This is a genomic window from Streptomyces sp. WMMB303 (assembly GCF_029351045.1).
In the GTDB taxonomy this organism is placed as follows: Bacteria; Actinomycetota; Actinomycetes; order Streptomycetales; family Streptomycetaceae; genus Streptomyces.
Genome location: NZ_JARKIN010000001.1, coordinates 1,830,763 through 1,856,330, shown reverse-complemented (window position 1 = coordinate 1,856,330; position 25,568 = coordinate 1,830,763). Strand labels below are relative to the sequence as shown.

The window sequence follows — 25,568 nt, the reverse complement described above, 5'->3', positions numbered from 1 at the left end:
GTCTACCGGGTTCCCCGTAGCGCCGCCGCCTCGGCGGCCAGCCCGCGGATCCGTTCCCAGTCCCTGGCCGCGAGTGCGTCGGCGGGCAGCATCCAGGTGCCGCCCACACAGCCGACGTTGGGCAGCGCCAGGTAGTCGGCCGCGTCGTCTGCCGCGATGCCGCCGGTGGGGCAGAAGCGGGCCCGCGGCAGCGGGGAGGCCAGGGACTTCAGATAGCCCGTGCCGCCTGCCGCGCGCGCGGGGAAGAACTTCATCTCCGTCACTCCGCGCTCCAGCAGGGCCATCACCTCGGAGGCGGTCGCGACCCCGGGCAGGAAGGGCACTCCGGAGCCCCGCATGGCCTCCAGCAGCGAGTCGGTCCAGCCGGGGCTGACGAGGAAGCGCGCACCCGCCGCCACCGCCGTCTCCACGTCCGGCGGACCCAGCACCGTGCCCGCGCCGACGACGGCCTCGGGGACGGCGTCCGCGACGGCGCGGATCGCCTCCGGTGCGGCGCCGGTCCGCAGCGTCACCTCGATCGCGGGCAGGCCGCCGGCCACCAGCGCCCGGGCCAGCGGGACGGCGTCCGCCGCGTCCTCCAGTACGACGACCGGGAGGACGGGGGCGAGGTCGAGCACGGAGGGCGCGGAAGTCATGCCCGTATCGTGCCCGCGGGCAGCATGCTTCGCAACGGCCGTTGCGATATGTGCAATCAGATCGGATCGGCGGTCAGAGTTCGGTGACGATCACATCCAGTGCCCGGGTGTCCGGACCCGCGTCGCCCTCCACGGTGTACCCCAGCTCGCGCAGTGTCCCGGCCAGCGCCGCGGGGGTCTTCGGCGCCGCACCGGACTCCAGCAGCGCCCGTACGATGCGGCCCTTGGTCGCCTTGTTGAAGTGGCTGACGACCGACCGCTTCTCCACTCCGTCCACCAGGCGGGACTGCAGGACCCGCACGGTCGCCGTACGGCGCGCCGGCTCTCCCTTCGGCTTCCACATGCTCGCGTACGCCGATGAGCGCAGATCCAGCACCAGCCCGCCGCCCGCCGCCTCGGGCAGCACCGACTCCATCGGGCCGCGCCAGAAGGCGCCCAGCCCACCCGTGCCCGGCAGCTTCACACCGGCGGACAGCCGGTAGGAGGGGATCCGGTCGGTGACCCCGACGGCCCCCCACAGCGCGGAGAAGACCAGCAGCGAGCGCGCGGCACGCCGCTTGGCCGCCGGGCTGAGAGTGGCCGGCTCCAGCGCGTCGTAGAGCACCCCGGTGTAGATCTCCCCGGCGGGACGGGTCGGCGCGGTCCGCAGCCGGGTGTTCTTGGCGACCTCGCCGCGCAGTCCCTCCCCGAGCCCCAGTACGGCGCGTGCCTTCTCCTCGTCGGCCCGGCAGAGCGAAACCAGCTCCTCCAGCACCGTCTCCCGCGCCGGATTCAGCCCCGGCAGGGAGAGCGCGTCCAGGTCCAGCGGGCGCCCCCGCACGCCCTCGGCTTTCCCCTCGGACGGCGGCAGCAGCACGAGCACGGCACTTCTCCTCGGTTCCTCGGTACGGCGCCCGCCTGCGACGCCGGTGGTGCGATCCCCTCCGGCCGCCGGAGGGGGACCCCAGCGTACGGGTCCGTACGCGCACCGCCGCTGGGCACCCGCCCCGGGGACTCACACGGCGTGCGGGAACGAGAAGACCCGGTCCGGGTCGTACACGGCCTTGACCCCGGCCAGCCGCTCGGCGTTGGCACCGTAGTAGGCCCGCCGCCAGTCGCGCAGCGCCGGATCGGGGCAGTTCTGGTAGGCGAACCCGCTCGCCCACGGCCGCATCGCGGCGTGGGTGGCATCCAGCCAGCCGCGGTGTCCCGCCACCGCCGCGGCGTCGGAGCCGTCCGGCCAGGCCACGGCGTACTGCGCCAGGAAGCGCGCGCTCCGGTGCACGAAGGCCGTCGCGTCCGGCGGAGGCCGGTTCACGGCACCGCCCAGCGCGTCGAGGACGACGCTCCCGGCGCCACCGCCGCGCAGTTCGGCGACCCGCTCCACCCGGTCGAGCAGTGCCCGTATCCCGGCGAGCGGCAGCGGGCGGGTGTAGAAGTCGGAGCGGGCGGCGTACGACTCGCGGGCCACCCTTCCCCGCTTGGTGCGGCCGGGCAGGGTGCCGCGCTGGTGCGCCTGGGCGAGCGTCCACCCCGAGACGCCGCCCAGCACCTTCAGCGCGTCCAGGTAGCCGTGCCTGCGCAGCGACAGGTCGGCGGTCGTGCCGATCCGGCCCGCCAGCCGGTCCAGTTGCGTCTCCACCTCGCGGCGTGCCCCCAGTGAGAGCCCGCCCAGCCGCACACTGCCCGGCCGGCCGCCCGCCGGGGCCGACAGCCGCAGATGCGACCAGATCTCCTCCGGCGCCACCGGGGCCCACCGCTGCCACTCGCGCACCACGGCCGCCGCCCGCGACCAGGGCCAGGAGAGGAAGAAGGTCTGGCAGCCGGGCGCCACATGGGTGCGGAAGTCCAGCGAGGTGACGACGCCGAAGTTGCCGTTCCCCGCCCCCCGCAGCGCCCAGAACAGTTCGGCGTCGTCGGCCCCGCCGTCCGCGGACACCTCGCGCAGCGTGCCGTCGGCCGTGACGATCCTGGCCCCGGTGAGGCTGTCGCAGGTCAGTCCGTATGCGCGGGCGACGGCGCCGATCCCGCCGCCCAGCGCCAGCCCCGCGATCCCCACGGTCGGCCCCGACCCGGCGGGTACCGTCCGCTTGTGCGCCGCCAGACCGGCGTGGACGTCGATCAGTTTGGCCCCGGCGCCCACTGTGGCCCGGCGCCCGGAGGCGTGCACCCCGGCGAGCCGCTGCACGTCGATCACCAGCCGGCCGTTGCCGCTGGACCAGCCCGCGGACGAGTGGCCCCCGCTGCGAACCGAGACCGGTATCCGGTTGCGGCGCGCGAACGCCAGGCACTCGGCGATGTCGCCGGGCCCCGCGCAGTACGCCACCGCGGCCGGGCGCACCGCGTCGAACCGCGGATTGAACAGTTTGCGTGCCGCGGTGAAGTCCCGGTCGCCGGGGCGCAGCAACGTTCCGTCCAGCCCGCTGCCGAGCGCCCGCCACGCCGCGCTCGCGCTGTTCCCGGCGGTCCCGGCGGTCCCGGCGTTCGCCGTGCTCGCGGGGCTCCTGGTCCTCGCCGTGCCGGCCGTGCCGGTCGCGCTCGCCGGGTTCGTCCGGCCGGCTGTGCCCCCCGCGTTCCCCGCGTTCCCCGCGTTCGCTGTGTCCCTCCCGTTCCCCGGGCCCGTCCCGCACTCCGTCATCCGCGTCCCCCTGGCCGCTGTCGCGCTCCTTGCCGCGCTCCCCGCCGCTGCCCCGTGCCGCGACACTCCGCGCCCCGCCTCCGGCGCCGCTCCCGGCATCTGCGCTGCCCCCTGCTCCGCTCGTCCCGCCCCTTCTCGATGAAGATCCACTCCGCTGTGGGAGGGGACGGACCGGCGGGTGAGGCGGTTCCGTCCGGACCCCGGGGCGTGGACCGGCGTCCCGGGCCGCGAGCGCGCCGTACGGCGGCGCGTCCCGCCCCGCGGGCCGGTGCGGTGGGCCACCGGGGACGACCGGTCGCGCCTCGCGGTGGCGGGGTGCGGGTGACGGTCACCCCGGAAGCCAACCAGTACCACCGCACCCCCGCCAGCCAATTCTGGTTACAGTCGGCGGCATGACTGATGTGACCGGCTTTTCCGCGCGTGGCGATGTAAGGCCCCCTGCCGTGGCGGGTGGCGAGAAGGAAACCCTGCTGGCGTTCCTGCGGTATCTGCGTGAGGCGGTGATCGCCAAGGCCGCCGGGCTCACCGACGAGGTCGGCCTCGCCCCGGGCGTCCCCTCCGGAACCAGCCTGCTGGGTCTGGTGCGGCATCTGACCCTGGTGGAGCGCAACTGGTTCGGCCATGCCTACGCCGGGCAGGGCGAACTCCTCGACGACGACGCGCCGCCCGAGGCGGGCGAGACCGGCGAGTCGCTGATCGCCGCGTACCAGGAGGCGATCAACGCGTCGGACGCGATCATCGCCGACTGCGACGACCTCGACCGGCCAGGGGCGCGCTCTCTGCGCGAGACCCCGCCGCCGACGTTGCGCTGGATCCTCGTGCACATGATCGAGGAGACCGGCCGGCACGCGGGCCACGCCGACATCCTCCGCGAGCAGACCGACGGCGCCACCGGCCGCTGAACCGGGGTCGGACCCGCCCCGCCGAACGGCGGGCGGGCGGCCGGCCGGCGGCGCTCAGAACGAGCCGAACGCCGGCCGCCCCGCCGGGGTGTAGGTCTGCATCGTGACGCCCGAAGGCAGCGCTTCGGCGGTCTCCAGCGCGAGCGCGGCGGGCACACCGCCCTCCGTGAAGAGCCGGTGGCCCTTGCCCAGTACCACCGGGAAGACCAGCAGGCGGTACTCGTCGATCAGGCCGTGCGCCATCAGCGACCGGGCCAGCACGCCGCTGCCGTGGATCTGGAGGTCGCCGCCCGGCTGCTGCTTCAGCTCCCGCACCGCCTCCACCACATCGCCCCCGAGCACCGAGGTGCCCTGCCACGTGGCGTTCCGCAGCGTGGTCGAGGCGACGTACTTGGGCAGCGAGTTCAGCCGCCGGGCGATCACCGGGTCCTCCTCGTCGCCGACCTGCGGCCAGTACGCCGCGAAGATCTCGTAGGTGCGCCGCCCCAGGAGGAAGGCGCCCGCACGGGCGATCCAGTCCCCGACGAGCTCGTTCAGTCCCTCGTCCGCGTAGGGCACCACCCAGCCGCCGAGGTCGAACCCGTCGCGCGGGTCCTCCTCGGGACCGCCGGGTGCCTGCATCACGCCGTCGAGCGACAGCATCGTGGTCAGCGTCAGCTTGGCCATGGTCCTCGCCTCCGTGTCTCTTCCCGGGTGTCCCGGTGCCTCCGGTCCCCGCGTGCCGAGGGCCCCGGTCTCTCCTGCTGGAGGAGAGACCGGGGCCCTCGGCGGGAATCATCGGTGACGAACGGTCGGCCTCACCCGACCGGCGCGCCTTCCTCGGCCGGCAGGGTGTCCATGAACGAGCTGACGGAGAAGACCGCGCGGCCCGCGCCCGCCGGACCGTAACCGGGAGGGGAGGAGAGCCCGTGCCGCTGCATCGCCGAGCGGTAGGCGTCCAGCAGCCGGATGTGGTACTCCAGCGGGGCGCCCTGCGGGTTCGACTTGCCCAGCGGGGTCGTCGGCTCCGGGCACCAGGTGGTGAAGCGCGGGGTGATGCCGTGGGACATGAAGAAGTCCAGGCCCTCGGTGGTGGAGGCGATGGCCTCGTCCACCGTGTCGAAGCCGTACGGCGCGGCCATCTCCACGCCGGCGACGAAGTTCGGGATCACGTTCCGCGCCCCGAAGACGTCCGCCGAGTCGAGCACGCGACGGTGCCACTCCTCGCGGCCGACATAGCGCTCCTTGCCGGGGCAGTACAGCTCGAACAGCCGCTTGTCCCACACCTCGAAGTTGGGGTGGTAGATGCGGATGCCGTGGTCGTGGAACCGCTTGACGTCGTCCTTGGGCAGCGCCTGCGCCACGACCTTGCCCGTCCAGCGGCCCGGGAAACGCTCCTCGATGGCCTGCGCGTACTGCCCGTAGAAGTCCGCCTCGTCCTTGCCCTGCACCTGCGAGGTGATGGAGCCGCCGGTGAGGGTGTAGGCGTGCGAGGCGCCGAGCGTGTCGTGGTCCGAGATGATCTGCAGCGCCTCCAGCACCTCCTCGACCGGCTTGACCCCGGTGTACGGGCGCCCGGCGGCCTTGTGCTGGCGCCAGTTGTGGTTGATGTCGCAGTACTGGCACTCCTCCTTGGCGCCGAAGTACTGGCACACCCGGAAGACCGTCAGATAGATCAGGTAGCCCCACTGGATGGTGGGCGCCACCTCCATCACGGACTTGCCGTTGGCGAGCGTGTGCCGGTAGTAGTCCGGCATCGGCGGCAGCCCGACGTCCGCGATCCGCCGCCCGTCGAGGTAGAGGCCGAGGGCGCCGTCCTCGCCGGCCCGCACCCGGTACGGCGAACTCGGGTTCACCCGTACGGAGACGACGGTGCGGCTCAGGTCGTACGGACCACCGGTCAGCACGACCTCCTCGGGTGGCCGCCGCAGCGCGGCCTCGCCCAGTTCGGGCAGGGTGCGGTGGTCGAAGGAGAAGATGAAGTAGGACTTCGGCTTGATCTCGCCCGTCGCCTTGTCGGCGGTGTCGCTGAGCGCCGAGTCGTCGAAGGCCATCCCGCCGCGGAGCAGGTCCTCCTTCAGTACGGCCTCCCGCGGAATGTGCGGAAAGCGCTCCATGAGGTCCTCGACCAGAGCGGTGCGGTTGCCTTGCTCCTGTGGGACCTGCTGGCCCTGCTTGCCCCGCCCGGACGGCACGTGCGACGGCATCGGCAGGGGAGTCGGCGTTGGCGGCATGGTGTGATCAAGCTCCTCACTTCGCGGCCCGGGGGCGTACCCGACGGTACTCCGGTGCCCGAATCGGCCGCACACCTGCCTCTTGTTCCGTACGCCCGGCCCCGCGCCCAGCGGCCATCACGCGGTCGACGGTGCCGGGGCTCGCAGGCACGCGCCGTGCCGGCGCGCCCGGTCGGTGCCGCGGTGACCTCGCCCGGTCGGTGCCGCGAGAGGTCACCGCCATACGTCGGGGCCGCCGCCGCGCCACTCGATCAGGTTGGGGTCGTCGAGCTGGATCTCGGCGGGGTCGAGCCCGGCGCGGCGCAGGAACTCGACGACGTCCTCGGGCCGGTGCGCGAAGCCGAGGCTCTCGGTGTGTGCGGTCACTTTCCGTCCACCGGTCCCGGACGGAGGGTGGACGACGATCGGAGGAGTCATAACTCCAGAGTGCAACTTTGGCCAACGGCCCGCATCTGTGGCAGCGGCCCCGCCCCCCGTGCCGGCCGGCTCCTGCGCCTGCCCGGAGCCGTTGTCAGTGGCCGGTGGCAGACTTCTGGGCATCCGTAACCAACATGCTGGCTGCGTGTGGACGGAAGGCCCCGCCGACAGCGCGGCGGGGCCGCTCGACGGATGAGGGAAGGGGCGCACATGGCGGGCGCGGCGGGCAGGGGAAGTGCGGCGAAGTTCCGGGCCGTCACGGCGCTTCAGCGCCATGTGGTCAATCCGCTCTCCCGCCGGATGCCGGGGCAGACCCTGCTGGAGACCACGGGCCGCAGCAGCGGTCTCCCGCGCCGCACACCGGTCGGCGGGCGCCGCGAGGGGCGGCGGTTCTGGCTGGTGTCCGAGCACGGCGACCGGGCGCAGTACGTACGCAACATCCGCGCCGATCCGCGGGTGCGGGTCCGGGTCTCCGGCCGCTGGCACACCGGGACGGCCCGGCTCCTCCCCGACGACGATCCGTACGCCCGCCTCGCCGTGCTGCCGCGGCTCAACAGCGCCGTGGTCCGCGCGGTGGGCACCGATCTGCTGACCGTCCGCGTCGATCTCGACGCCGGGTGATCCGGCCGCACCCTGGCCGACCGGGGGCGCCGGGGCGCGCGTGGCCGCGTCCGAACGGCGTCCGGGAGCAGTGCACAGAGCCGAACAGCGCACCGTGGAGAGGGCCCACCATGCAGCAGCCCGCTGCCGTCCCCGACCAGTACCGACGTGCCGTCACCTTCCAGTCGCTGCACGAGGGGCCCGACCCCTTCGTGGTGCCCAACCCGTGGGACGCCGGGACCGCGCGGGTCCTGAGCGGGCTCGGTTTCGCGGCGCTTGCCACCACCGGCGCGGGCTTGGCGCACGCCCGCGGACTGCCGGACAGCCGCGTCACCCGGGAGGTCCTTCTCGACAACGCCAGGACCGTCGTCGACGCCACGCCGCTGCCGGTCTCCGCGGACCTGGAGAGCGGCTTCGGCGAGACGCCCGACGACGTCGCCGAGACGATCCGCCGCGCCGCCGCTGCCGGTCTGGTCGGGGGCTCCGTCGAGGACTCCACCGGCCGGGACGAGGACCCCGTCCGCCCTCTGGGCGAGGCGGCCGAGCGGGTCGGCGCGGCCGTGGCCGCCGCCCGGGAACTCGACTTCCCCTTCACCGTCACCGCCCGGGCCGAGAACTTCTTCCAGGGACGGCCCGATCTGCCCGACACCATCCGCCGCCTCCAGGCGTACGAGGAGGCGGGCGCCGATGTGCTCTACGCGCCGGCGTTGCCGGACGCCGAGGCGATCCGTGCGGTCTGCTCCTCCGTCGGCCGCCCGGTGAACGTCCTGATGGGATCGCCCGCCCTGCGGCTGAGCGTGCCTGAACTCGGTGCGCTGGGCGTGCGCCGGATCAGCGTGGGTTCCGCGCTCTCCCGGGCCGCGCTCGGCGCCGTCGTCCGCGCGGCCCGGGAGATCCAGGAGCTGGGCACCTTCACCTTCGGCGCGGACGCGATCCCCTACGCCGAGGCCAACGCCCTCATGACACCGGCCTCTCCGGCCGGGCCGGGGGCGTGAGGCCGACGACCGGTTGTCCTGATCCGTGCCGCTCATCCGACGTGCGCACGGCACGCCTTCATCCTGACTCCTTCGGCATCCCACGACGCCGCATGGAGTGATCAGCAGGTCACCAGCGCACGAAGCTCACCACGAGCACTGCGAAGGACAGCAGCAGCATCCCCAGGCAGTTCACCCAGAAAGTGGTGGTCAGGGCACGCGCGCGGATGTGGGCCGCCGCGGCCAGGGTGAAGTAGACGATGACCGCCGCGGTGGTGGTCATGGCGACGCCGGGGATCCAGATTCCAGCGGTCAGTCCCACGACCGATGCCGCCTTGGCCATGCTCAGCGCCCACCACCAGTCGCGCGGGAACCCTACGCTCTCCAGGCAGTCGACGACGAACTTCGGCGGGCGGAGCAGGACGGCCGCATCGGCGGCCTGGATCACGAGGAGGACCACGATCGGCCAGACCGGGGAGGGGAGTTCGGAGAGAGACATGTCGTCTTACTGTTCGTGTGCGGTGACGAATTCAGCGGTGTGCCGGATTCGGGCTGCCGTCTGTTGGTGCGCTGTGGAGCCTGCGGCGAGCAGCATCAACTCGCCCAGGTAGCTGGTGAACATCACTTGGGCGCCGAGCCGGGCGCGGGTCTCCGGTGTCCCCGTGTTCACCATTGCGGTGGTGAGGTTGTGCTCCGTCACCGTGCGCAGCTCGCCGAGGGCCGCGTTCTCCGGCCGGCCCCGGGTCAGCGCGCGGAAGTACGCCCGTGCGAGTTCTTCGTTCTCGGTGAACAGCTCGAGGAAGGGGTCGAAGTAGCGGGACAGGTAGTCGACGGCTGACGTCACGGACCGTGCCGTCGGTGGCGCCGGCACTCGTGCGGCGATGGCCTCGTCGTAGACCATGCTGAGCAGAGATTCCTTGTCTCCCGCGGCCATGACCGCGCCTACGGAGACACTCGATTCGGCAGCGATCTGCCGCACAGTCGTGCCCTGGAAGCCCTGTTCCTGGAAGAGCCGTGCGGCCGCTTCGATGATGCTGGTCGTCGTGCGTCGCTTCTGTTCGGCACGCGTTGACTGAACATGTTCGCTGAACATGTTCACATTATGGGGGCTGGGCTTTGCCGAGGCAATATCTCCTGACCGGGCAACCGCTCATCTGCGTCAGCAGCAGGGGCCGACCGGCGTCATGCAGCTCGCCCTGGACCTGCTGGCCTGGATGCCCATGCTCGCCCTGGCCGGCAAAACCCGCAGGTGGGAACCCAGCCGTCTCCGGCTCCGGCTTTTCTCCGCCGCCGCCCAGATCATCACCACCGCCCGCCGCCGGCACCTGAGATTCCCACGCCACTGGCCCTGGACCGACGTGATCACCGACGCCCTGGCGCGGCTCGAAACTCTCCCGAATCCCGGCTGACCAGCGCGTTCCCGTCCCTGCAACCAGCACCACCCCGACCGGAGCCGTGGAACCCGGCGCCCGCCCGACGTGACAGCCGGGCCATCAGCGTGCCCACCACCGACCCCGAACAACCGAAACGGCCCGCCGAAGAAACCGACGGACCGTCACGAAAGATCGAGGCTAAGTTTCTTTACCCGAGGCCAGGGGGTAGTTCAAAGGCCGCCGTCCTCGATCGAGTGATCACCGGGCCAACACCCGCTCGGAGCCGCAGAACGAGCCGAGAATGTGATCGTTCCGCACCCGATTGAAGGAGCACCTCATGCGCAAACTACTCGCATCCGCCGGTGTCATCACTGCCATCGCCGCGGCGCTTCCCACCGCGGTCCCGGCCCAGGCGGCGGTGGATCAATGTTCGACCGGACACATTTGCGTCTGGTCCGAGCCTGCCTTCAACGGCAAGTTCAAGGAAGTGCAGGGAAGCCTCGGGCAGTGCTTCAAGCCGCAGGCCAATTGGCCTGGCGGCACGACGTCCCGCATCGCTTCGCTCTCCAACAAGTATCGCTTCCAGGTTCAGGCGTACGACAACGACTCCTGCTCCGGCCAGCCGTACGGGATCGTGAAGCCCGACCAAGGGGCCGAGAAGATCTCCGACCGGTTGAAGTCGCTTCGCGTCACGCCGGTATGCAACCCGGGCCAAGTGTGCTTTTACGAGAAGGAGAACTACTCCGGCAAGGCCTGGGGCATGACGCCAAAGTGGGGCAGCATCTGCTATAACGCGAAGGCGGAGGGCGCCGAGGCGCCGCACGCCGCATACAACATGCTCGGTGGCAAGGTCACCCTCTGGTTCACGAACGGCCTCTGCCTCAGGAGCAAGTACGACCTCCCGGACGGCGAGTTCGCCGCTTTCGACGACCCGATCCACCAGGTCATGCGATAACTCTCAGCGGGGAGCGCGGACGAGCAACCCGGGTGGATGCTCTGGTAGTAGCAGCCGGGTGGTCATCCGCTTGAGGGGGGCGGTGTGGGTCCGTCGCATGGCTGCCGGGCCGGGGAGATGGTTCCCCACTCCGGCCCGGCAGTTGACTTGAAGTATTCCTCGAAATGTCGTGGCTGTATCGACGTTCGAGGCAAAATTGCTCACTGTCGAGCCGAGGGAATCCCATGGTTTTCAGCGGCGCTGATCGTTTCACAGGAAGACTTTACGGGTGCTAGCCCCGGGCTTTCATGAGACGGGCTGTCCGGCAGGTGGTCGTCCCAATAAACAGTGCCTCTGACCTGCGAGAATGTGGATTGCCTAGGCCCATGTTCCCGCGCCGTCGGAGGCACTTTCAGGTGATGAAGCGTACCGGGTTGTATCCGCGTGTCCGTACCCGCTCCAGCCCGTCGGCGGTGGTCTCGCAGGCCGGCGGTGTTTTGCTGGTGCAGACGGTGCGCAAGTCCGGTCTGGATACCGCGTTGTCGGCGGCCCTGGCGCCGTGGCGGAAGCCGCGTGCGGTCCACGACCCGGGCAAGACACTGCTGGATCTGGCGCTATCGGTCGCTCTCGGTGGTGACTGCCTGGCCGATGTGGGGATGCTGCGGGCTGAGTCGGGCGTCTTCGGTTCGGTCGCATCCGACCCCACGGTCTCCCGCCTGGTCGAGCGCCTCGCCGGTTCCGGGCCGAAGGTGCTGGCGGCGATCCGCGCCGCACGGGCCGCCGTGCGGCAGCGAGTGTGGTCCCTGGCCGGCGACCACAGCCCCGTCGGCGGGGACGGCCAGGTCGTCCTGGACATCGATGCCGCCCTGGTCACTGCGCATTCGGAGAAGGAAGACGCCACCCCGACCTGGAAGAAGACCTTCGGGCATCCGCTGCTGGCCTTCATCGACCATGGGCCGGATGGAACGGGTGAGCCGGCCGCCGCGCTGCTGCGGCCCGGCCGGGCCGGTGCGAACACCGCCGGCGACCACATCACCGTCGCGAAGCTGGCGCTGGCACAGCTGCCTGTGAAGCATCGGCGAGGGCGGCGGACGCTGGTGCGAACCGACTCCGCCGGCGGCACCCACGTCTTCCTGGACTGGCTCGCCCGCCGCGGCCGGTGGCTGTCCTACTCGGTCGGCATGACCATCACCGAGCAGATTCACCATGCGGTCACCCGCATACCCAAGTGGGCCTGGACACCCGCCTGCAACGCCGACGGACAGGCGAGAGAAGGTGTCTGGCTCGCGGAGATCACCGACATGCTCGACCTGACGACCTGGCCGGAGGGCCTGCGGCTGATCGCCCGCGCCGAACGACCGCACCCCGGAGCACAGTTGCGATTCACCGATGCCGACGGCAACCGGCTGACCTGCTTCGCGACCAACACCAAGGGCGGTCAGCTCGCCGACCTCGAACTTCGCCACCGCCAACGCGCCAGGGCTGAGGACCGCATCCGCACCGCCCGCAACACCGGCCTGCGCAACCTTCCCCTTCACACCACCGGGCAGAACCAGATCTGGCTCGAGATCGTCCAACTCACGCTCGACCTGATCGCCTGGATGCCCATGCTCGCCCTACACGGTGACGCCCGCCGTTGGGAGATCAAGAAACTACGGCTGCGACTGTTCTCCGCCGCCGCCCGCATCATCCACACCGGACGACAACGCGCACTCAGTTTCGCCGCCCACTGGCCCTGGACGGATCACCTGCTCACCGCTCACGCTCGACTCGCACTCCTCCCCAACCCCGGCTGACCAGCACAAAAGCCCTGTCCGCACGAGCAAAGCAGCCCTGGGAGCAGTGGAACCCCGCGCCCACCCGACGCGACAGCCGGGCCACCAGCCTGCCGCCGCCCCAAAATCGACCCGAAAAGCAAGAAGTCCTCGTCAGCACAGTTGACGAGGACCGTCACGCAAGATCGAGGTTAGGCGGAGTAGATGAAGTCATGTTCGGTAGCCGCTTCTTCCCGAGGAGGCATGGCCATGCGCGTCGGGCCGCGCGTTGTTCGGCCACAGCCCAACTAATCCACTCCAGTGCACCGCGTCAGACATCTCATCGGAGGTGGGGGAAGGCCGCATTCTCATCGGTCGGCGCTGCCGGGCGGGACGACCCATTCGGTGGGTTGTCCGGTGTGGGAGGCGATCATGTCGAAGTCTCCGTCGTAGTGGAGGACCGTTCGCCGGTTCAGTTCCGCTGTGGCGGCGATCAGCAGGTCGGGGAGGGACAGAGCGCGGTGGAAGCCTGCGTTGAGGGCATGGCGCTGGATCTCGAGCGCGCGGGTGAAGGTGTCGTCGTCGGTGCGGAGGTAGTCGAAAGCATGGAGCCAGCTGCTGATCCGTGTTGCTTCTGAACTGTCCCGTGCGGAGTGGATCATCTCGAACTCGGTGGGCCGGCACACCGCGAGGAGGTAACGCTCGTGCAGGGGCTTGAGCACCTCCTTGACGCTCGGTTTCGTCCAGCGGGCGAGGGCGGACTTGTCGATCAGGTAGCGGTCCTGCATCAGGCCGCCTGGCCCCCGCTGCGGTCACCGTCGTGCTTGAGGGAGCCGTCGGCGTTGCGGGGGCCGGTGCTCTCGACGATCTCGCTGAAGTCGAGCTCGCCGGCATCCATGGCGTCGAAGAACTCCTGTCGCAGGTGTCGCTTGACGGCGTCTTCCATGGCGAGGCGGACGGCTTTGGCCTTCGTTTTGGTCCCGAAGATGCGCATGGCCTCGGTGACCATGTCTTCATCGAGGTCGATGACGGTTCTGGCCATGTGGACGGTCCCTTCGCAGATACTCTCGTGAGTGAAACGATACCATCTATCGATCATGGGAGATATCGTTTCGACTCAGAGGTCTCGTCGGAAGCGGTGGGACGGCGAGAGGTTGCCGGCCAAACGGCCCCGTCGGTGGACAGACGCCTTTGGACGGTGCATCACGGGGTAGTGCGGGTCAACGTGCCGCACACGGTCTGATCAGGAGAAGCGTCACGGGGCGGCACGACGGGGCACCACGCAACCTGGACGCTCGTGGTCTCGTAATGTGTAGGTCCTAGGTTCTGCGTGCAGCAGAGATACGGCACGCCCTGGGGCCACCGAGCCGCGTACCCAGGACCCCTCGGGGCGGGCTGAGGAAGGCGGATGAGCGTGGCGCCGGACCTTCCCCACAAGGGCTGGAGGCGGCGTCCGCCTGGGACTTTCCAGGGAGAAGCCCCAAGTAGGGGCGGACGAGTCGGCCTGTACGCCGGGTTCTGTGGCCTCGGCCGCCTCGCGGCGGCCGGGGTGGCGGCCATCCATCTGGGACCGGTGTCGCCACCGGCCTCGTGCGGTCCACCCGCGGACTCGGACGGGTCGCCCTCGAACATCCGCGCAGGGCCGCGTCGCGGCCCCTCTTGACCTTGCTCCGGATGGGGTTTACCGAGCCGCCCAGGTCACCCTGGGCGCTGGTGGTCTCTTACACCACCGTTTCACCCTTACCGGGCTGCCGTCCGCAGACGGGCCCGGCGGTCTGTTTTCTGTGGCACTGTCCCGCGGGTCACCCCGGGTGGGCGTTACCCACCATCCTGCCCTGTGGAGCCCGGACGTTCCTCGGCGAGGGTGCTGGGCACCCCCGACGCGGCCGCCCGGCCGGCTCGTCCGCCGTGTGCCCCATCCTACCCGCCGCCCGGTGGACCGCGGCCGTCCCCCGGGTGCCCCGCGGGCCCGGCACGCCGCGGTCAGCGATGCCAGAGGTCGTCCGGGCTCAGTTCGTCCGGCGTGCGGTGGCCGGACAGGCCCAGGGTGAGGTGCAGGTCGGCGAGGAACGAGCGGAGCACGTGCCGGACGCCGTCCTCGCCGCCGTGCGCCAGCCCGTAGGCGAACGGGCGGCCGAGCAGGACCGCGCCGGCGCCGAGCGCGAGCGCCTTGAGCGCGTCGGAGCCGGTGCGGACGCCGGAGTCGAAGAGGACGTCCAGGCCGGTGCCCTCCACGGCCCGGACCACGCCGGGGAGCGCGTCGAGGGAGGCCATGGCGCCGTCGACCTGGCGGCCGCCGTGGTTGGAGACGATCACGCCGTCCATGCCCGCGTCGGCGGCCCGGCGGGCGTCGTCCGGGTGCTGGATGCCTTTGAGGGCGATCGGACCGTCCCAGTGCCGCCGCAGGAACGGCAGCCGGTCCCAGGATTTGTCGGTCCCGGTGAACATCGGGACCCACCGCAGCACCGCGGCGCCCAGGTCCTCCTCCGGGGGCTTGTCCAGGCCCGCCCGGAAGGCCGGGTCCGAGAACGGGATGGCGGTGCCGACCCCGCGGATGAACGGCAGATACGCCTGGTCCAGGTCCTGTGGGCGCCAGGCCAGTGTCCAGGTGTCGAGGGTGACGACCAGCGTGCTGTAGCCGGCGTCGCGCGCCCGCCGCAGGATGCTGACGCACACCTCGTCGTCGTTCGGCCAGTAGAGCTGGAACCAGCGCGGAGCGCTGCCGCCGGCCTCCGCCACCTCTTCGAGCGAGTAGGACGAGGCGGTGGACAGGGCCGCCGTCAGGCCGAGCGAGGCGGCGGCGCGGGCCGTCGCCGCCTCGCCGTCCGGGTGCAGGATCGACTGGACGCCGACGGGGGCGAGGACGACCGGTGCGGGCATGGCGGTGCCCAGGACCCGGGTCCGCAGGTCGCGGTCGGTGGCGTCGGTGAGCATGCGCGGGACCAGCCGGTAGTGGTCGAACGCCGCCCGGTTGGCGCGGTGCGTGGCGCCGGAGCCGGCCGCTCCGGCGACGTAGCCGAAGGCGCCCGCGTCCAGCCGGGCGCGGGCCGAGTCGCCGAGCCTGGTGGCATCCGTGGTGAAGGGCGGTATCCGGTCCTCGAGGCCGTGCAGGTAGATCTCGTTCTGGTAGCCGGCGAAGTTCTCCGGCGGAGGTACGGGGTCGGTCACGTGCGGGCTCCTTCGCGGGTCGCTGCGGGCCGAGTCTCTCCGCCCCGGCGGCCGATGGCCACACCCCGGACGGCGCCGGCGGCCCCGAACGCCCCGACAGCGCCGGCGGCCCGGCGGCGTCCGTGCTCCTCCGCGTGCTCAGCCCCGGCCGATGTACGGCATCTTGGTGGCCAGCACGGTGGCGAACTGGACGTTGGCCTCCAGCGGCAGGGAAGCCATGTGCAGGACGGTGCGTGCCACGTCGTCGGCGTTCATGGTCGGCTCCGGGACGCGGTTCCCGTCGGCCTGGGGGACGCCCTGGGACATGGCGGCCGTCATCTCGGTGGCGGCGTTGCCGATGTCGATCTGTCCGCAGGCCACGTCGTAGGCGCGGCCGTCCAGGGACAGGGACTTGGTGAGGCCCGTCATGGCGTGCTTGGTCGCGGTGTAGGCGATCGAGCCGGGCCGCGGGGTGTGGGCGGAGATCGAGCCGTTGTTGATGATCCGGCCGCCGCGCGGCTGCTGGTCCTTCATCAGCCGGAAGGCGGCCTGGGCGCAGAGGAAGGCGCCGTGCAGGTTGACGTCCACGACCGCGCGCCAGTCCTCGAAGGAGAGGTCCGCCAGCGGTACGGCGGGGCCGAAGGTGCCCGCGTTGTTGAACAGCAGGTCGAGCCGGCCCTCGTGCTCCCGTACGGAGTCGAACAGCGCGGTGACGGCGGCCGGATCGGTGACGTCGGCGGGGACGCACCGGGTGGCGGCGCCCCCGGCGAGCTGCGCGGTCTGCTCCAGCGCCCCCCGGCGGCGGCCCGCGAGCACGACCGTCCAGCCCGCGTCGGCGAGGGTGAGGGCGACGGCCCGGCCGATCCCCGAGCCGGCCCCGGTCACCAGGGCCGTACCGGCGGTCCGCACCTCGGCAGCTCTCCGGGGCATCTCCCCGGCGGTCCGCGCGGCCCCCGCGGCGGTCCGGGAGTCCGGTGCGTCGCCCGCCTGTGCCGCCTGGTGTGCCTCTGGGGCCGGGTGATTCTCGCGCGTCATGGGCGCAGCGTACGCGGGCCTGCCCGGCGGGCGGCGCCGGCTGCGCGGCGGTCCGGTCCCGCTCCCGGAAGGGGGAACAAACGTGTGGGCCCGTACCGGAATTCCTGGGAGAATGTTCGAGTCCGTGACAATCTCCTGGAGAGGTGCATGACCAAGACCGGCCCCCCGCAACCGGCCGCCGTACCCGCCGACGCCCCACAGCACCCGCAGCATCTGCAACACCCGCACCACGCGGCGCCGTCCGCCCGCAGTACCCGCACCGACCGGGAAGCCGCGTCCGGCGCCGCCCCGGAGGCACCCGCCGCCCCGGCGGCCCGCACCGCCGACGGGTCCGGCACCGCCCCCGGGGCGGGCACCGTCGCACCCGCCGGCCCCGAACTGACCCGCCGCCGTCGCGCCGGGCTGCTGCTCACCCTCATCCTCGGCGGGCTGACCGCGCTCCCGCCCCTCTCCATCGACATGTACCTCCCGGCCCTCCCGGAGGTCAGCGGAGCGCTCCACATCCCCGCCGCCGGCGCGCAGCTCACCCTCACGGCCTGTCTCGTCGGGCTGGCCGTGGGCCAGCTCGTCGCGGGGCCGATGAGCGACCGCTTCGGGCGGCGCCGCCCGCTGCTGGTCGGCATGGGCTGCTACATCCTGGCGAGCCTCGCCTGTGCGCTGGCTCCCACCGCCGGCACCCTCACCGGCTTCCGGCTCGCCCAGGGACTCGCGGGCGCCGCCGGGGTGGTGATAGCCCGCGCCGTCGTCCGCGATCTGTACGACGGGCTGGCCATGGCGCGGTTCTTCTCCACTCTCATGCTGATCTCCGGCACCGCACCGGTCCTCGCCCCCGTGCTGGGCGCCCAGGTGCTGCGCTTCACCGACTGGCGCGGAGTCTTCTGCATCCTGGCCGGGATCGGTCTGCTGCTCGTCCTCGTCGTGCTGCGCAAGCTGCCCGAGACCCTGCCGGCCGAACGCCGGCACAAGGGCGGGCTGCCGGACGCGCTGCGCACCATGCGCGGGCTGCTCGCCGACCGGGTCTTCACCGGGTACCTGCTCGCCTCCAGCCTCGCGTTCGCGGCGCTCTTCTCCTACGTCGCGGCCTCGCCGTTCGTCGTCCAGGAGATCTACGGCGCCTCGCCGCAGACCTTCAGCCTGCTGTTCATGGTCAACTCCATCGGCCTGGTCGCCTTCGGGCAGCTCAACGGGAAGGTCCTGGTCGGCCGGGTGTCCCTGGACCGGGTGCTCGCCTTCGGGCTGTGCATGGTCGGCACCGCGACCGTGGCACTGCTGGTGATGACCACCGGCCTGTTCGGGCACGTGGGGCTGGCGCCGTTGGCCACCGCGCTGTGCGTGCTGATGTCCGGCATGGGACTGATCATGCCGAACGCCAACTCCCAGGCCCTGATGCGCACCCCGCACGCGGCGGGCTCGGCCTCGGCGCTGCTGGGCACCTCGCAGTTCCTCGTCGGCGCCATCGCCTCCCCGCTGGTCGGCGTGGCGGGCGAGCAGACCGCCGTGCCCATGGCGCTGGTCCAGTTCGGTGCCGTCACCCTCGCCGCTCTCGCCTTCGTGGCACTCTGCCGCCCATGGCGCGTACGAGACTGAGGAGCGTGGCCTCCCTGGACGGTGCCGAGGCGCGGCGCCGCTTCCGGGAGAAGGCCGGGCTCGACCCCGGAGGGCTGGCCGCGCTGGCCGACAGCACCGACGCCCTGCCCGCGGCGGGCTGGTGCGCCGGTGCCGTCGTGCTGGCCGGCCGCGGCCCCTGCGTCGCGCTGGAGCACGCCACCGGCTGGGCGCTGCGGTACGCCGCCTGGGATCCCGCCGCCGGGCTCCCGGTCGAGCTGCCGCGCCAGGAGTGGCTGCCCATGCGGGTGGACACGGTCTTCGACCTCGCCTCGCTCACCAAGCTGTTCACGGCCATCGCCGCCGTCCAGCAGGTCGAGCGGGGCGCGCTCGAGCTGGACGCGCGCGTCGCCGACCATCTCCAGGCGGGCGCGCCGGTCACCGACCACGGCATCACCGTCCGCCACCTGCTGACCCACACCTCCGGACTCCGTGCCGAGCTGCCCTTCTACGAGCACAACACCGCCGAGCACCCGGAGCTGCTGTGGGCCGAGAAGCCGCTGACCGAGCCGGGCTCCGCGCGCCTGTACTCCGACCTCAACCTGCTGCTGCTGGAGAGCGTGCTGTACCAGGTGACGGGCCGGACGCTGGACGTCCTGGTGCGTGAGGGCATCACCACACCGCTCGGGATGCACCACACCCGCTTCAACCCGCCCCGCACCTGGCGCGCCCGGATCGCCGCCACGGAGGACATGCGAAGACCCTGGGCCAAGCTCAACCGGGGCCTCGTTCACGGCCGGGTCCACGACGAGAACGCCTACGCCATGGGCGGGGTGGCCGGGCACGCCGGACTCTTCTCCACCGCCCGCGACCTCGCGGTGCTGTGCCGCACCCTGCTGTCGGGCGGCTCCTACGGGCCGGCCCGCATCCTGGCGCCCGCCTCGGCCGCCCGGCTCCTGGAGCCGCCGGGCCTCGGCTTCCGCACCGGCGCCCCCTGGTTCATGGGCGAGCTGGCCGGGCCCGGCTCCCGGGCCGCCGGGCACACCGGCTTCACCGGGACCAGTCTGGTGCTCGACCCGGTGACGGACACCTTCCTGGTGCTCCTCGCCAACACCGTCCACCCGGTACGCCGGCCCCCCGACAGCGCTCCGCGCGCCGCGGCGGCCGGCCTGCTGGCCCGTGCCGTGCGGTGAGCGCCCCCGCCGGGCCCGCGGCCACCGCACGGCGGCGCCCGGCGCCGGGAGCGGACGCCGGCGGACTTCCTACACTGGTGAAGTGATCGAGCAAGAACTGCGCGGCGCGCTCGCCGCAGCGCTGGACGGGCTGCCCGCGCGGCAGGCGGCGGGCGCCGTCGAGCGGCTGATCGCCCACTACCGCGGGGAGACCCCCACCGGTGCCCCGGTGCTGCGGGACGCCGCCGACGCGGCCGCGTACGCGGCCTACCGGATGCCCGCCACCTTCGCCGCCGCCTCCGCCGCGCTGGCCGAGCTGGCCGAGCGTGCCGGGGACTGGGCCCCCGGCAGCCACCTGGACGTGGGCGGCGGCACGGGCGCCGCGGTGTGGGCGGCCGAGCGCGTGTGGCGGGCCGGCGGGACTTCCCGTACGACGGTCGTCCTGGACTGGGCGGAGCCGGCCCTCGCGCTGGGCCGCGCGCTGGCGTCCGGGGTGGAGGCGCTGCGCGGGGCCGAGTGGCGCCGCGGCTCGCTGCGCGGTGGCGGCGGTACGGCCGGTGGCGGCTTGCCGGAGCCGGCGGCCGCCGATCTGGTGACCGTCTCGTATGTGCTGGGGGAGCTCTCCGAGGAGGACCGGCACGCCGTGGTGGACGCTGCGGCGCGCGCGGCGCGGGGTGCCGTGGTGCTGGTGGAGCCCGGTACTCCGGAGGGCTATCTGCGGATCCGCGCGGCCCGGGACGCGCTGCTGGGGGCGGGGCTGCGCGTGCTGGCGCCGTGTCCGCACGACGGAACCTGCCCGCTGGTGCCCGGCCAGGACTGGTGCCACTTCGCCGTGCGGGTCGCCCGCTCGTCGCTGCACCGCCGGGTGAAGGGCGGGGAGTTGCCGTACGAGGACGAGAAGTTCAGCTACGTGGCGGCGGTGCGGGAGACGGTGCCGGGCACCCCGGCGGGTGCCCGGATCGTCCGCAGGCCGCAGCTCCGCAAGGGGCAGGTGCTGCTGGACCTGTGCGAGGACGGCGGCGCCGTGCACCGCCGTCCCGTCACCAAGCGGGCGGGCGCCGACTACCGCGCGGCCCGCAAGGCCGCCTGGGGCGACCCGTGGTGACCGCGCGGCACGGTTCCGCCCAGGACGGCCCGGGACCGGTCGGCGTGGCGGGAGCCGGCTAGGAGCGCAGTTCCGCGGTGACGCACTTGACGCTGCCGCCGCCCTTCAGCAGTTCGGTCAGGTCCACCGGTACGGGCTCGTAGCCGCGGTCCCGCAGGGGGCCGAAGAGGCCGGTGGCGGCCTCGGGCAGGAAGACGTGCCGCCCGTCGCTGACGGCGTTGAGGCCGAGGGCGAGGGCGTCGGGTTCCTCGGCGAGCAGCGCGTCGGGGAACAGTCGCGCGAGCACGGCCCGGCTGCCGGGGGAGAAGGCCGCTGGGTGGTACATCACGTCCTCCGCTTCGGGGTCCAGCACGCACAGCGCGGTGTCGAGGTGGTAGTAGCGCGGGTCCACCAGGTCGAGGCCGATGACCGGGCGCCCGAAGAACTCCTGGGCCTCGCCGTGGGAGAGCGGGCTGCTGCGGAAGCCGCGGCCGGCCAGCAGCCAGGAGGCGGTGACGGCGAAGTCGCCCTCGCCCTCGTTGATGTGTGCGGGCTCGGTGACGTCGCCGAAGCCGTGCGCGCGGTACCAGTCGCGGTGTGCGGCCGCCTCCCCGGCCCGTTCGGGGTGTGCGAACCGGGCGCCGAGCACCCGCCCGTCGACGACGGTCGCACCGTTGGCGGCGTACACCATGTCGGGAAGTTCGGGCACCGGGTCGAGGAGCTCGACGGTGTGCCCGAGGGCGCGGTAGCGGTCGCGGAGCGCCTCCCACTGGGCGAGCGCGAGGGGCAGGTCCACGGGCTTGCCGGGGTCCATCCAGGGGTTGATGGAGTAGGTGACGCGGAAGTGGGACGGAGGACACATCAGATAGCGACGGGTTGCGTACATCTCAGGCTCCTCAGGGAACGTGCGTGCTGCGGTGCGCCCATGGTGCTCCCTGAGGAGCCTGTTCGTGTGGATTGCCGGTCAAGTGCGGGTGAGTGCACGGCGGCGGCCGGGTCACATGCGGGACTCCCGGAGCCTGCGCAGCAGTTCGCGCTTCTGGGCCAGCGGGTCGTTCCCGCCCGCGGGAGCCCCGTCGCCGCCCCCGGCGCCGCGGAGCCGGCCGCGGGACAGATGGGTGCGGACACCGCCGACCCCGAGCACTCTTCCGCCGCGTCCCTTGCTCGTGGGCGTCTCCTCTCCTTCTGCCGGATCTCGATCGAGGCGATACGTATCGTCTCGTCTTCCGTGAGACGAGAGTGCCCGCGACGCTCCGCCCTGCCAAGACGGTTCGTCTCGTCTCAAAGCGCTGCTAGATTCGGGTCATGCCCTCCACGACTCCGAAGAACCCCGACGTCTCCCGGCGCAGCGCGCACTCCCGCACCGCGATCCTGCGGGCCAGTGTCGAACTGGTCGGCGAGGTCGGGTATCCGAGGCTGACCATCGAGGCGATCGCCGCGCGGGCCGGCGTCGGCAAGCAGACCATCTACCGCTGGTGGCCCTCCAAGGCGGCGGTGCTGCTGGAGGCGTTCACCGACCTGGTCCACACCGAGGAGCACGGCGGCCTGCCGGACACCGGAGACCTCGAGGCCGACCTCAAGGCGGTGCTGCGGGCCACCGCGGACGAGTTCTCCGACGCCGGGTTCGAGGCTCCCTACCGAGCGCTGGCCGTCGCCTCGGCCGCCGACCCCGAGCTGGCCGAGCAGTTCGCCGTCCGGCTCCAGGAGCCCGGCCGGAAGCTGTACGCGGAGCGGCTGCGCGCCGCGCAGCGGGCCGGGCAGATCGACCCCGCCGTCGACCCCGACCTCGCCGTCGAGCTGCTGCTCGGCCCCTTCCAGCAGCGCTGGCTCAACCGCACCGGCCCGCTGACCCACGAGTTCACCGACAGGCTGGTCGAACTGGTCCTGCGCGCGCTCACCCCCCGGCCCGCCGGGAACTGAACCCCGCGCGGCACCGGGGGCCGCACCCCGCGCGGTACGGCGGGCCGAACCGGCGGTGCCGGCCTCCCCGCCCCGTCGTCACGTCCCAGCCCCGACGGGCGCCAGGCTGCCCGGCCGGTCGGTGACGATGCCCTCGCAGCCCAGCTTCAGCATCCGGTCCCGGGCCGCGCGGGTGTTGACCGTGTGCGACCAGACGTAGGTGATCCCCGAGCGCACGGCCCGGCGCACGTCCCCGGCCGCGGCCCGGTGGTCGATGCTGAGCATCGTCACGAAGTCCTTCCAGCGCTCGGGCCGGTCGCCGGCCGCCTGGCGTGCCGAGCGCCACACCGCCGTCAGCAGCCCCTCCTCGTGTGCTGCGGCGGCGACCCGCGGATCGTTGGACTCCACCAGGACCGAGCGGGTCAGCTGCCGCTCGCGGATCAGCCGGGCGAGCCGCGGCAGCCCCTCGGGGTCCTTCAGCTCCAGCATCAGCAGAATGTCCCCGCCGAACCGGTCGAGGATCTCCCGCGCGGCCGGCGGGCGCTCCGGCCGCCACGTCCCCGGCAGGCTCCTCTTCGGGGTCAGGCGCACCTTCTGCCACGCCTTCCAGTCGAGCGCGCCGACCTTGCCGTGCTGATCCGTCGTGCGGTCCAGGGTGTCGTCGTGCATCGCCACCAGCGTGCCGTCGCGCAGTCGGCGGATGTCCGCGTCCAGGACGTGTGCGTAGCCGCGCCGCCGGGTCGCGGTCATCCCCTGCATGCTGTTCTCCGGGACTTCCAGGGCGCCGCCGCGGTGTGCCGTGACGGTGGTGCCGGACAGCCGGGAGAGCCGCGGTGCCACCGTGCGGCTGACCTCCTGCTCGGGGGCGGAGGGGCCGGTGCGGCCGACGGGCGCGGCCGAGGCGGCCGGTGCGGTCGGTACCGCGACGAGAGCCAGGATGAACAACGAGACCATCGGAGCAGAAGCCGCCTTTGTCACCATGATCCCAAACTAGGTGTGAAGCGGGCGGACTGCCGGGCAGTGCGTCCGGCCGGGTGCGCCCCCGTGGGTGACGTCCCCACCCCGGCCGCCGGAGCCGCCACCCGGAGGAGCAGGATGGACGGGGGACATCGGCGATCCGTGGAATCCGCCTCAGCGCGCCGCGGGGCTGCGTACCCTCGGAGTTCATGGTTCCCGGTCGCGGAGTGAGGCGGTAGATGGAACGCGAGAGCAGGATCGCCCGATGGCTGCGCCGCCGGGCCGGGCACGGCACGACCGAGCCGTCCGACACCGGCTCCCCGGCTCCGGGCCGCGGCTCCGGGGGACGGCGCTGGGGCGGCCGCGGCAACCGGCCGACCGCCGCGGCGGAAGCGGCCCAGGACCGCGAAACGCTCCTGCTCGCGGCCGCCGGGGCCGGGTTTCCGCTGGCCCCCGCCGCTCACCCGTCCGGGTACGGCTGCTCCTGTGTGCGGATCGGCTGTCCGACCCCCGGCAGACACCCCGTCTCCTTCGCCTGGCAGACCCAGGCCACCACCGACCGCGCTCAGGTCGAGCGCTGGCTGCGGGCCGAACCGGAGGCCAACTTCATCACCGCCACCGGCCGCGCGCACGACGTGCTGGACGTCCCCGCCGAGGCGGGGTTCGCGGCGCTGGCCGTGCTGGAGGACCGGGAGCGGGCGGCCGACTCCGGTGCCGAGCCGGAGCTGGGGCCGGTGGCGCTGCACGGCGGCGACCGGATGCTCTTCTTCACCAAGACCCGGGGCACTCCCGAGGACGAGGACGAGTGGTGGCCCTGCGAGTTGGACAGCCACCCCGAGACGATGGAGGAGCACCCCGGACTGCGCTGGCACTGCCGGGGCAGCTATGTGCTGCTGCCGCCCTCGCGGCTGCCCGACACGGCCGAGGGCGTCCACTGGCTGCGCCCCCCGCAGCCGGGGGAGGCTCTCCCCGAGCCCCTCGCCCTGCTGGAGACCCTCACCGACGCCTGCGCGGAGTACGCCGTGACGGTGGAGGGCCTGGAGGAGCACACCCCCTGGCCGGTGCGCTGAGGCCCGGGTGCCGACCGCCCGCCGGGCGCCGCCTCGCCCCCGCGGTGACCCCGCGAACCCGACGGCCGGGCGCGGGCGGCCGCCGGACCGGCGCTCCCCCCGGCCCGGCCCGGCGGGCTCACTCGCCGCGCGCGGCGGTCAGCCCCTCGATGCGGCTCAGGAAGACGACCTTGCCGCCGGAGCCGCCGTCGGACTTCCCCTGCGCCCGCTTGGCCGGAACGGTGACGGCCTGCTCCGAGACCCGTACGAAGGTCACCGACTGCTTCGGCGTGCCCGACAGCATCGCCTTCACGAGCGGGTCCTCGATCTGCGGCTTGTAGCCCCGCGGCAGCGTCTGCTTGTGGTGGTGCAGGGTGGTGAAGAACACCAGCGCCCCGCCGTCCTTCGTGCGCAGCCCGAACGGCGCGTACTGCGGCGGCTGCGCGGCCCGGTCGGCGAACTCGTTGCGCACGTTCTCGCGCTTGAGCGCCTTCTCCCGCTTCTCGCGCAGCGCGGTCGTGTGCCGGCCGGCGGCGAAGTCGTCGCCCGCGCCCTCCTGCAGATAGCGGGTGTAGCGCTTGCTCAGTTCGTCCGGCGGGACGGCCAGCCCGGAGCCGCCGCCCACCGGTACGGCCTTCACCCGGCCGTGCTCGTCCCGCGCGAAGCGGGGGATCCGATCGGGGGCGACGACCGACAGATAGGACGCCTTCCACGGTCCGTCGGCCCGCTGGCGCTGGAAGACGAAGAACCAGCGGCCCTGCCCCTTGCGGTTGCTGCGCGAGTCCGTGACGAAGAACTTCGGCCAGCCCGCCTGTTCGGGGATCAGATAGCGGGTGTCGGTCAGCTTCAGCGGCTGGTAGTCCGGGTTCCCCTTGGGGCGGACCTCCTTGCGGGACTTGAGGCCCGCCTGGTCGATGGCGCCGAGGGCGCCCGTCTCGATCCGGGCGTTCAACTCGGCGTCGTAGGCGGTGTTGGCGCGGTTGTTCTTCGCCACGAAAGTCTTGAGGACCTTCGCCGCCTCGGTTTTGCTCAGCGCGGGGACCACGGCGCTCTCGCCGTGCACGGTCACACAGCCCGTGAGCGAGGCGAGCAGCGCTCCGGTCGTCACGGCCGCTGCCAGCGGTATGCGCGGGGGCTTGCCAGCCCTCAACCCCTTCACCTGTTCCCACCCTCCCGGTGCTGTCGGCGAACGCACCCTACCCTGCGGGGTCTGGCGTGCCGCGCGGTACCTGGCCCAGTATGCGCGGCAGGACGACCGAGG

Annotated in this window: 26 protein-coding genes, 1 other RNA gene and 1 pseudogene; 11 read left to right on the top strand and 17 right to left on the bottom strand. The window is 72.6% G+C overall.

The genetic code is table 11. The annotated features are described in order from the left end of the window. Window positions 1-2 precede the first annotated feature (2 nt). From eda to P2424_RS08375, 3 genes are all read right to left on the bottom strand, one after another. A complete protein-coding gene (gene eda / locus P2424_RS08385) occupies window positions 3-635 on the bottom strand; it encodes a bifunctional 4-hydroxy-2-oxoglutarate aldolase/2-dehydro-3-deoxy-phosphogluconate aldolase (protein WP_276475147.1) in 633 nt (210 codons plus the stop codon). A 73-nt stretch (window positions 636-708) separates the two neighbouring features. Further along, window positions 709-1,497, bottom strand: coding sequence for a peroxide stress protein YaaA (gene yaaA / locus P2424_RS08380; protein WP_276475146.1), 789 nt, complete (start codon window positions 1,495-1,497; stop codon window positions 709-711). A gap of 132 nt (window positions 1,498-1,629) precedes the next feature. Beyond that, complete coding sequence (locus tag P2424_RS08375) at window positions 1,630-3,021, bottom strand: FAD-binding oxidoreductase (RefSeq protein WP_276475145.1); 1,392 nt, start codon at window positions 3,019-3,021, stop codon at window positions 1,630-1,632. Between the two features lie 623 nt (window positions 3,022-3,644). On the opposite strand from P2424_RS08375, the gene P2424_RS08370 reads away from it, so the two are divergent. Continuing rightward, window positions 3,645-4,154: a DinB family protein gene (locus P2424_RS08370; protein WP_276475144.1), complete on the top strand. Its 510-nt coding sequence runs from the start codon at window positions 3,645-3,647 to the stop codon at window positions 4,152-4,154. Window positions 4,155-4,208: 54 nt separating this feature from the next. Here the strand turns inward: P2424_RS08370 and P2424_RS08365 are convergent, their stop codons facing one another. The 3 genes from P2424_RS08365 to P2424_RS08355 form a co-directional block, all read right to left on the bottom strand. Beyond that, window positions 4,209-4,820 carry a dihydrofolate reductase family protein gene (locus P2424_RS08365; protein ID WP_276475143.1) on the bottom strand — a complete coding sequence of 204 codons (612 nt, stop codon included), beginning with the start codon at window positions 4,818-4,820 and terminating at the stop codon, window positions 4,209-4,211. A 131-nt stretch (window positions 4,821-4,951) separates the two neighbouring features. Further along, a complete protein-coding gene (locus P2424_RS08360; RefSeq protein ID WP_276478880.1) occupies window positions 4,952-6,250 on the bottom strand; it encodes a radical SAM protein in 1,299 nt (432 codons plus the stop codon). Between the two features lie 330 nt (window positions 6,251-6,580). Further along, window positions 6,581-6,733, bottom strand: a complete 153-nt coding sequence (locus P2424_RS08355) for a hypothetical protein (RefSeq protein WP_338068924.1) — start codon at window positions 6,731-6,733, stop codon at window positions 6,581-6,583. A gap of 261 nt (window positions 6,734-6,994) precedes the next feature. Between P2424_RS08355 and P2424_RS08350 the strand changes: the two genes are divergently transcribed. Continuing rightward, a complete protein-coding gene (locus P2424_RS08350) occupies window positions 6,995-7,405 on the top strand; it encodes a nitroreductase/quinone reductase family protein (RefSeq protein WP_276475141.1) in 411 nt (136 codons plus the stop codon). 110 nt (window positions 7,406-7,515) lie between these two features. Continuing rightward, window positions 7,516-8,379 (top strand): isocitrate lyase/phosphoenolpyruvate mutase family protein, encoded by an 864-nt coding sequence (locus P2424_RS08345; protein WP_276475140.1) that lies wholly within the window; start codon window positions 7,516-7,518, stop codon window positions 8,377-8,379. 109 nt (window positions 8,380-8,488) lie between these two features. Here P2424_RS08345 and P2424_RS08340 read toward each other — a convergent pair whose 3' ends face one another. Both P2424_RS08340 and P2424_RS08335 read right to left on the bottom strand, forming a co-directional pair. Continuing rightward, window positions 8,489-8,857 (bottom strand): DoxX family protein, encoded by a 369-nt coding sequence (locus P2424_RS08340; RefSeq protein WP_276475139.1) that lies wholly within the window; start codon window positions 8,855-8,857, stop codon window positions 8,489-8,491. A gap of 6 nt (window positions 8,858-8,863) precedes the next feature. Continuing rightward, window positions 8,864-9,451 (bottom strand): TetR/AcrR family transcriptional regulator, encoded by a 588-nt coding sequence (locus P2424_RS08335; protein ID WP_276475138.1) that lies wholly within the window; start codon window positions 9,449-9,451, stop codon window positions 8,864-8,866. Window positions 9,452-9,539: 88 nt separating this feature from the next. On the opposite strand from P2424_RS08335, the pseudogene P2424_RS08330 reads away from it, so the two are divergent. From P2424_RS08330 to P2424_RS08320, 3 genes and pseudogenes are all read left to right on the top strand, one after another. Beyond that, window positions 9,540-9,767 (top strand): annotated as a pseudogene (locus P2424_RS08330) (transposase); the annotation flags it as partial. Between the two features lie 301 nt (window positions 9,768-10,068). After that, window positions 10,069-10,686 carry a peptidase inhibitor family I36 protein gene (locus P2424_RS08325; RefSeq protein WP_276475137.1) on the top strand — a complete coding sequence of 206 codons (618 nt, stop codon included), beginning with the start codon at window positions 10,069-10,071 and terminating at the stop codon, window positions 10,684-10,686. A gap of 398 nt (window positions 10,687-11,084) precedes the next feature. Next, a complete protein-coding gene (locus P2424_RS08320; protein WP_276475136.1) occupies window positions 11,085-12,461 on the top strand; it encodes an IS1380 family transposase in 1,377 nt (458 codons plus the stop codon). 326 nt (window positions 12,462-12,787) lie between these two features. Here the strand turns inward: P2424_RS08320 and P2424_RS08315 are convergent, their stop codons facing one another. From P2424_RS08315 to P2424_RS08295, 5 genes are all read right to left on the bottom strand, one after another. After that, the gene (locus P2424_RS08315) at window positions 12,788-13,207 is read right to left on the bottom strand and encodes a PIN domain nuclease (protein WP_276475135.1); all 420 of its coding nucleotides are present in this window, start codon (window positions 13,205-13,207) and stop codon (window positions 12,788-12,790) included. Continuing rightward, window positions 13,207-13,461, bottom strand: a complete 255-nt coding sequence (locus tag P2424_RS08310; RefSeq protein WP_276475134.1) for a type II toxin-antitoxin system VapB family antitoxin — start codon at window positions 13,459-13,461, stop codon at window positions 13,207-13,209. Before P2424_RS08310 ends, P2424_RS08315 begins: the two co-directional genes overlap by 1 nt. Before the next feature lie 449 nt (window positions 13,462-13,910). After that, an RNA gene (rnpB, locus tag P2424_RS08305) (RNase P RNA component class A) lies at window positions 13,911-14,321 on the bottom strand. Window positions 14,322-14,402: 81 nt separating this feature from the next. Then, window positions 14,403-15,587 (bottom strand): lactate 2-monooxygenase, encoded by a 1,185-nt coding sequence (locus P2424_RS08300; protein WP_276475133.1) that lies wholly within the window; start codon window positions 15,585-15,587, stop codon window positions 14,403-14,405. A 138-nt stretch (window positions 15,588-15,725) separates the two neighbouring features. After that, window positions 15,726-16,496 carry an SDR family oxidoreductase gene (locus P2424_RS08295; RefSeq protein WP_276478879.1) on the bottom strand — a complete coding sequence of 257 codons (771 nt, stop codon included), beginning with the start codon at window positions 16,494-16,496 and terminating at the stop codon, window positions 15,726-15,728. A gap of 252 nt (window positions 16,497-16,748) precedes the next feature. On the opposite strand from P2424_RS08295, the gene P2424_RS08290 reads away from it, so the two are divergent. The 3 genes from P2424_RS08290 (at window position 16,749) to P2424_RS08280 (ending at window position 20,423) form a co-directional block, all read left to right on the top strand. Next, the gene (locus P2424_RS08290) at window positions 16,749-18,188 is read left to right on the top strand and encodes a multidrug effflux MFS transporter (protein ID WP_276475132.1); all 1,440 of its coding nucleotides are present in this window, start codon (window positions 16,749-16,751) and stop codon (window positions 18,186-18,188) included. Beyond that, a complete protein-coding gene (locus tag P2424_RS08285) occupies window positions 18,170-19,339 on the top strand; it encodes a serine hydrolase domain-containing protein (RefSeq protein WP_276475131.1) in 1,170 nt (389 codons plus the stop codon). Before P2424_RS08290 ends, P2424_RS08285 begins: the two co-directional genes overlap by 19 nt. Before the next feature lie 82 nt (window positions 19,340-19,421). Next, complete coding sequence (locus tag P2424_RS08280) at window positions 19,422-20,423, top strand: small ribosomal subunit Rsm22 family protein (RefSeq protein ID WP_276475130.1); 1,002 nt, start codon at window positions 19,422-19,424, stop codon at window positions 20,421-20,423. Window positions 20,424-20,481: 58 nt separating this feature from the next. On the opposite strand, the gene ddaH is transcribed toward P2424_RS08280, so the two are convergent. Together ddaH and P2424_RS08270 are read right to left on the bottom strand one after the other, a co-directional pair. Then, complete coding sequence (gene ddaH / locus P2424_RS08275; protein WP_276475129.1) at window positions 20,482-21,288, bottom strand: dimethylargininase; 807 nt, start codon at window positions 21,286-21,288, stop codon at window positions 20,482-20,484. Between the two features lie 111 nt (window positions 21,289-21,399). Beyond that, a complete protein-coding gene (locus P2424_RS08270; protein WP_276475128.1) occupies window positions 21,400-21,546 on the bottom strand; it encodes a DUF6243 family protein in 147 nt (48 codons plus the stop codon). Window positions 21,547-21,707: 161 nt separating this feature from the next. Here P2424_RS08270 and P2424_RS08265 point away from each other — a divergent pair, with 161 nt between their 5' ends. Beyond that, window positions 21,708-22,322, top strand: a complete 615-nt coding sequence (locus P2424_RS08265; RefSeq protein WP_276475127.1) for a TetR/AcrR family transcriptional regulator — start codon at window positions 21,708-21,710, stop codon at window positions 22,320-22,322. A gap of 78 nt (window positions 22,323-22,400) precedes the next feature. Here the strand turns inward: P2424_RS08265 and P2424_RS08260 are convergent, their stop codons facing one another. Beyond that, the gene (locus tag P2424_RS08260) at window positions 22,401-23,282 is read right to left on the bottom strand and encodes a glycerophosphodiester phosphodiesterase family protein (RefSeq protein ID WP_276475126.1); all 882 of its coding nucleotides are present in this window, start codon (window positions 23,280-23,282) and stop codon (window positions 22,401-22,403) included. Window positions 23,283-23,497: 215 nt separating this feature from the next. On the opposite strand from P2424_RS08260, the gene P2424_RS08255 reads away from it, so the two are divergent. Continuing rightward, window positions 23,498-24,328: a bifunctional DNA primase/polymerase gene (locus P2424_RS08255; RefSeq protein WP_276475125.1), complete on the top strand. Its 831-nt coding sequence runs from the start codon at window positions 23,498-23,500 to the stop codon at window positions 24,326-24,328. 118 nt (window positions 24,329-24,446) lie between these two features. Here the strand turns inward: P2424_RS08255 and P2424_RS08250 are convergent, their stop codons facing one another. Continuing rightward, window positions 24,447-25,415, bottom strand: a complete 969-nt coding sequence (locus P2424_RS08250) for a hypothetical protein (RefSeq protein WP_276475124.1) — start codon at window positions 25,413-25,415, stop codon at window positions 24,447-24,449. Between the last annotated feature and the right edge of the window lie 153 nt (window positions 25,416-25,568).

Excerpts from the sequence above, each read along its gene's own strand:
- eda (WP_276475147.1), bottom strand. The coding sequence starts at position 635 with ATGACTTCCGCGCCCTCCGTGCTCGACCTCGCCCCCGTCCTCCCGGTC.
- P2424_RS08370 (WP_276475144.1), top strand. The coding sequence starts at position 3,645 with ATGACTGATGTGACCGGCTTTTCCGCGCGTGGCGATGTAAGGCCCCCT.
- P2424_RS08365 (WP_276475143.1), bottom strand. The coding sequence starts at position 4,820 with ATGGCCAAGCTGACGCTGACCACGATGCTGTCGCTCGACGGCGTGATG.
- P2424_RS08360 (WP_276478880.1), bottom strand. The coding sequence starts at position 6,250 with ATGGAGCGCTTTCCGCACATTCCGCGGGAGGCCGTACTGAAGGAGGAC.
- P2424_RS08350 (WP_276475141.1), top strand. The coding sequence starts at position 6,995 with ATGGCGGGCGCGGCGGGCAGGGGAAGTGCGGCGAAGTTCCGGGCCGTC.
- P2424_RS08345 (WP_276475140.1), top strand. The coding sequence starts at position 7,516 with ATGCAGCAGCCCGCTGCCGTCCCCGACCAGTACCGACGTGCCGTCACC.
- P2424_RS08340 (WP_276475139.1), bottom strand. The coding sequence starts at position 8,857 with ATGTCTCTCTCCGAACTCCCCTCCCCGGTCTGGCCGATCGTGGTCCTC.
- P2424_RS08335 (WP_276475138.1), bottom strand. The coding sequence starts at position 9,451 with ATGTTCAGCGAACATGTTCAGTCAACGCGTGCCGAACAGAAGCGACGC.
- P2424_RS08325 (WP_276475137.1), top strand. The coding sequence starts at position 10,069 with ATGCGCAAACTACTCGCATCCGCCGGTGTCATCACTGCCATCGCCGCG.
- P2424_RS08320 (WP_276475136.1), top strand. The coding sequence starts at position 11,085 with ATGAAGCGTACCGGGTTGTATCCGCGTGTCCGTACCCGCTCCAGCCCG.
- P2424_RS08315 (WP_276475135.1), bottom strand. The coding sequence starts at position 13,207 with ATGCAGGACCGCTACCTGATCGACAAGTCCGCCCTCGCCCGCTGGACG.
- P2424_RS08310 (WP_276475134.1), bottom strand. The coding sequence starts at position 13,461 with ATGGCCAGAACCGTCATCGACCTCGATGAAGACATGGTCACCGAGGCC.
- P2424_RS08295 (WP_276478879.1), bottom strand. The coding sequence starts at position 16,496 with ATGCCCCGGAGAGCTGCCGAGGTGCGGACCGCCGGTACGGCCCTGGTG.
- P2424_RS08290 (WP_276475132.1), top strand. The coding sequence starts at position 16,749 with ATGACCAAGACCGGCCCCCCGCAACCGGCCGCCGTACCCGCCGACGCC.
- P2424_RS08285 (WP_276475131.1), top strand. The coding sequence starts at position 18,170 with ATGGCGCGTACGAGACTGAGGAGCGTGGCCTCCCTGGACGGTGCCGAG.
- ddaH (WP_276475129.1), bottom strand. The coding sequence starts at position 21,288 with ATGTACGCAACCCGTCGCTATCTGATGTGTCCTCCGTCCCACTTCCGC.
- P2424_RS08265 (WP_276475127.1), top strand. The coding sequence starts at position 21,708 with ATGCCCTCCACGACTCCGAAGAACCCCGACGTCTCCCGGCGCAGCGCG.
- P2424_RS08260 (WP_276475126.1), bottom strand. The coding sequence starts at position 23,282 with ATGGTGACAAAGGCGGCTTCTGCTCCGATGGTCTCGTTGTTCATCCTG.
- P2424_RS08255 (WP_276475125.1), top strand. The coding sequence starts at position 23,498 with ATGGAACGCGAGAGCAGGATCGCCCGATGGCTGCGCCGCCGGGCCGGG.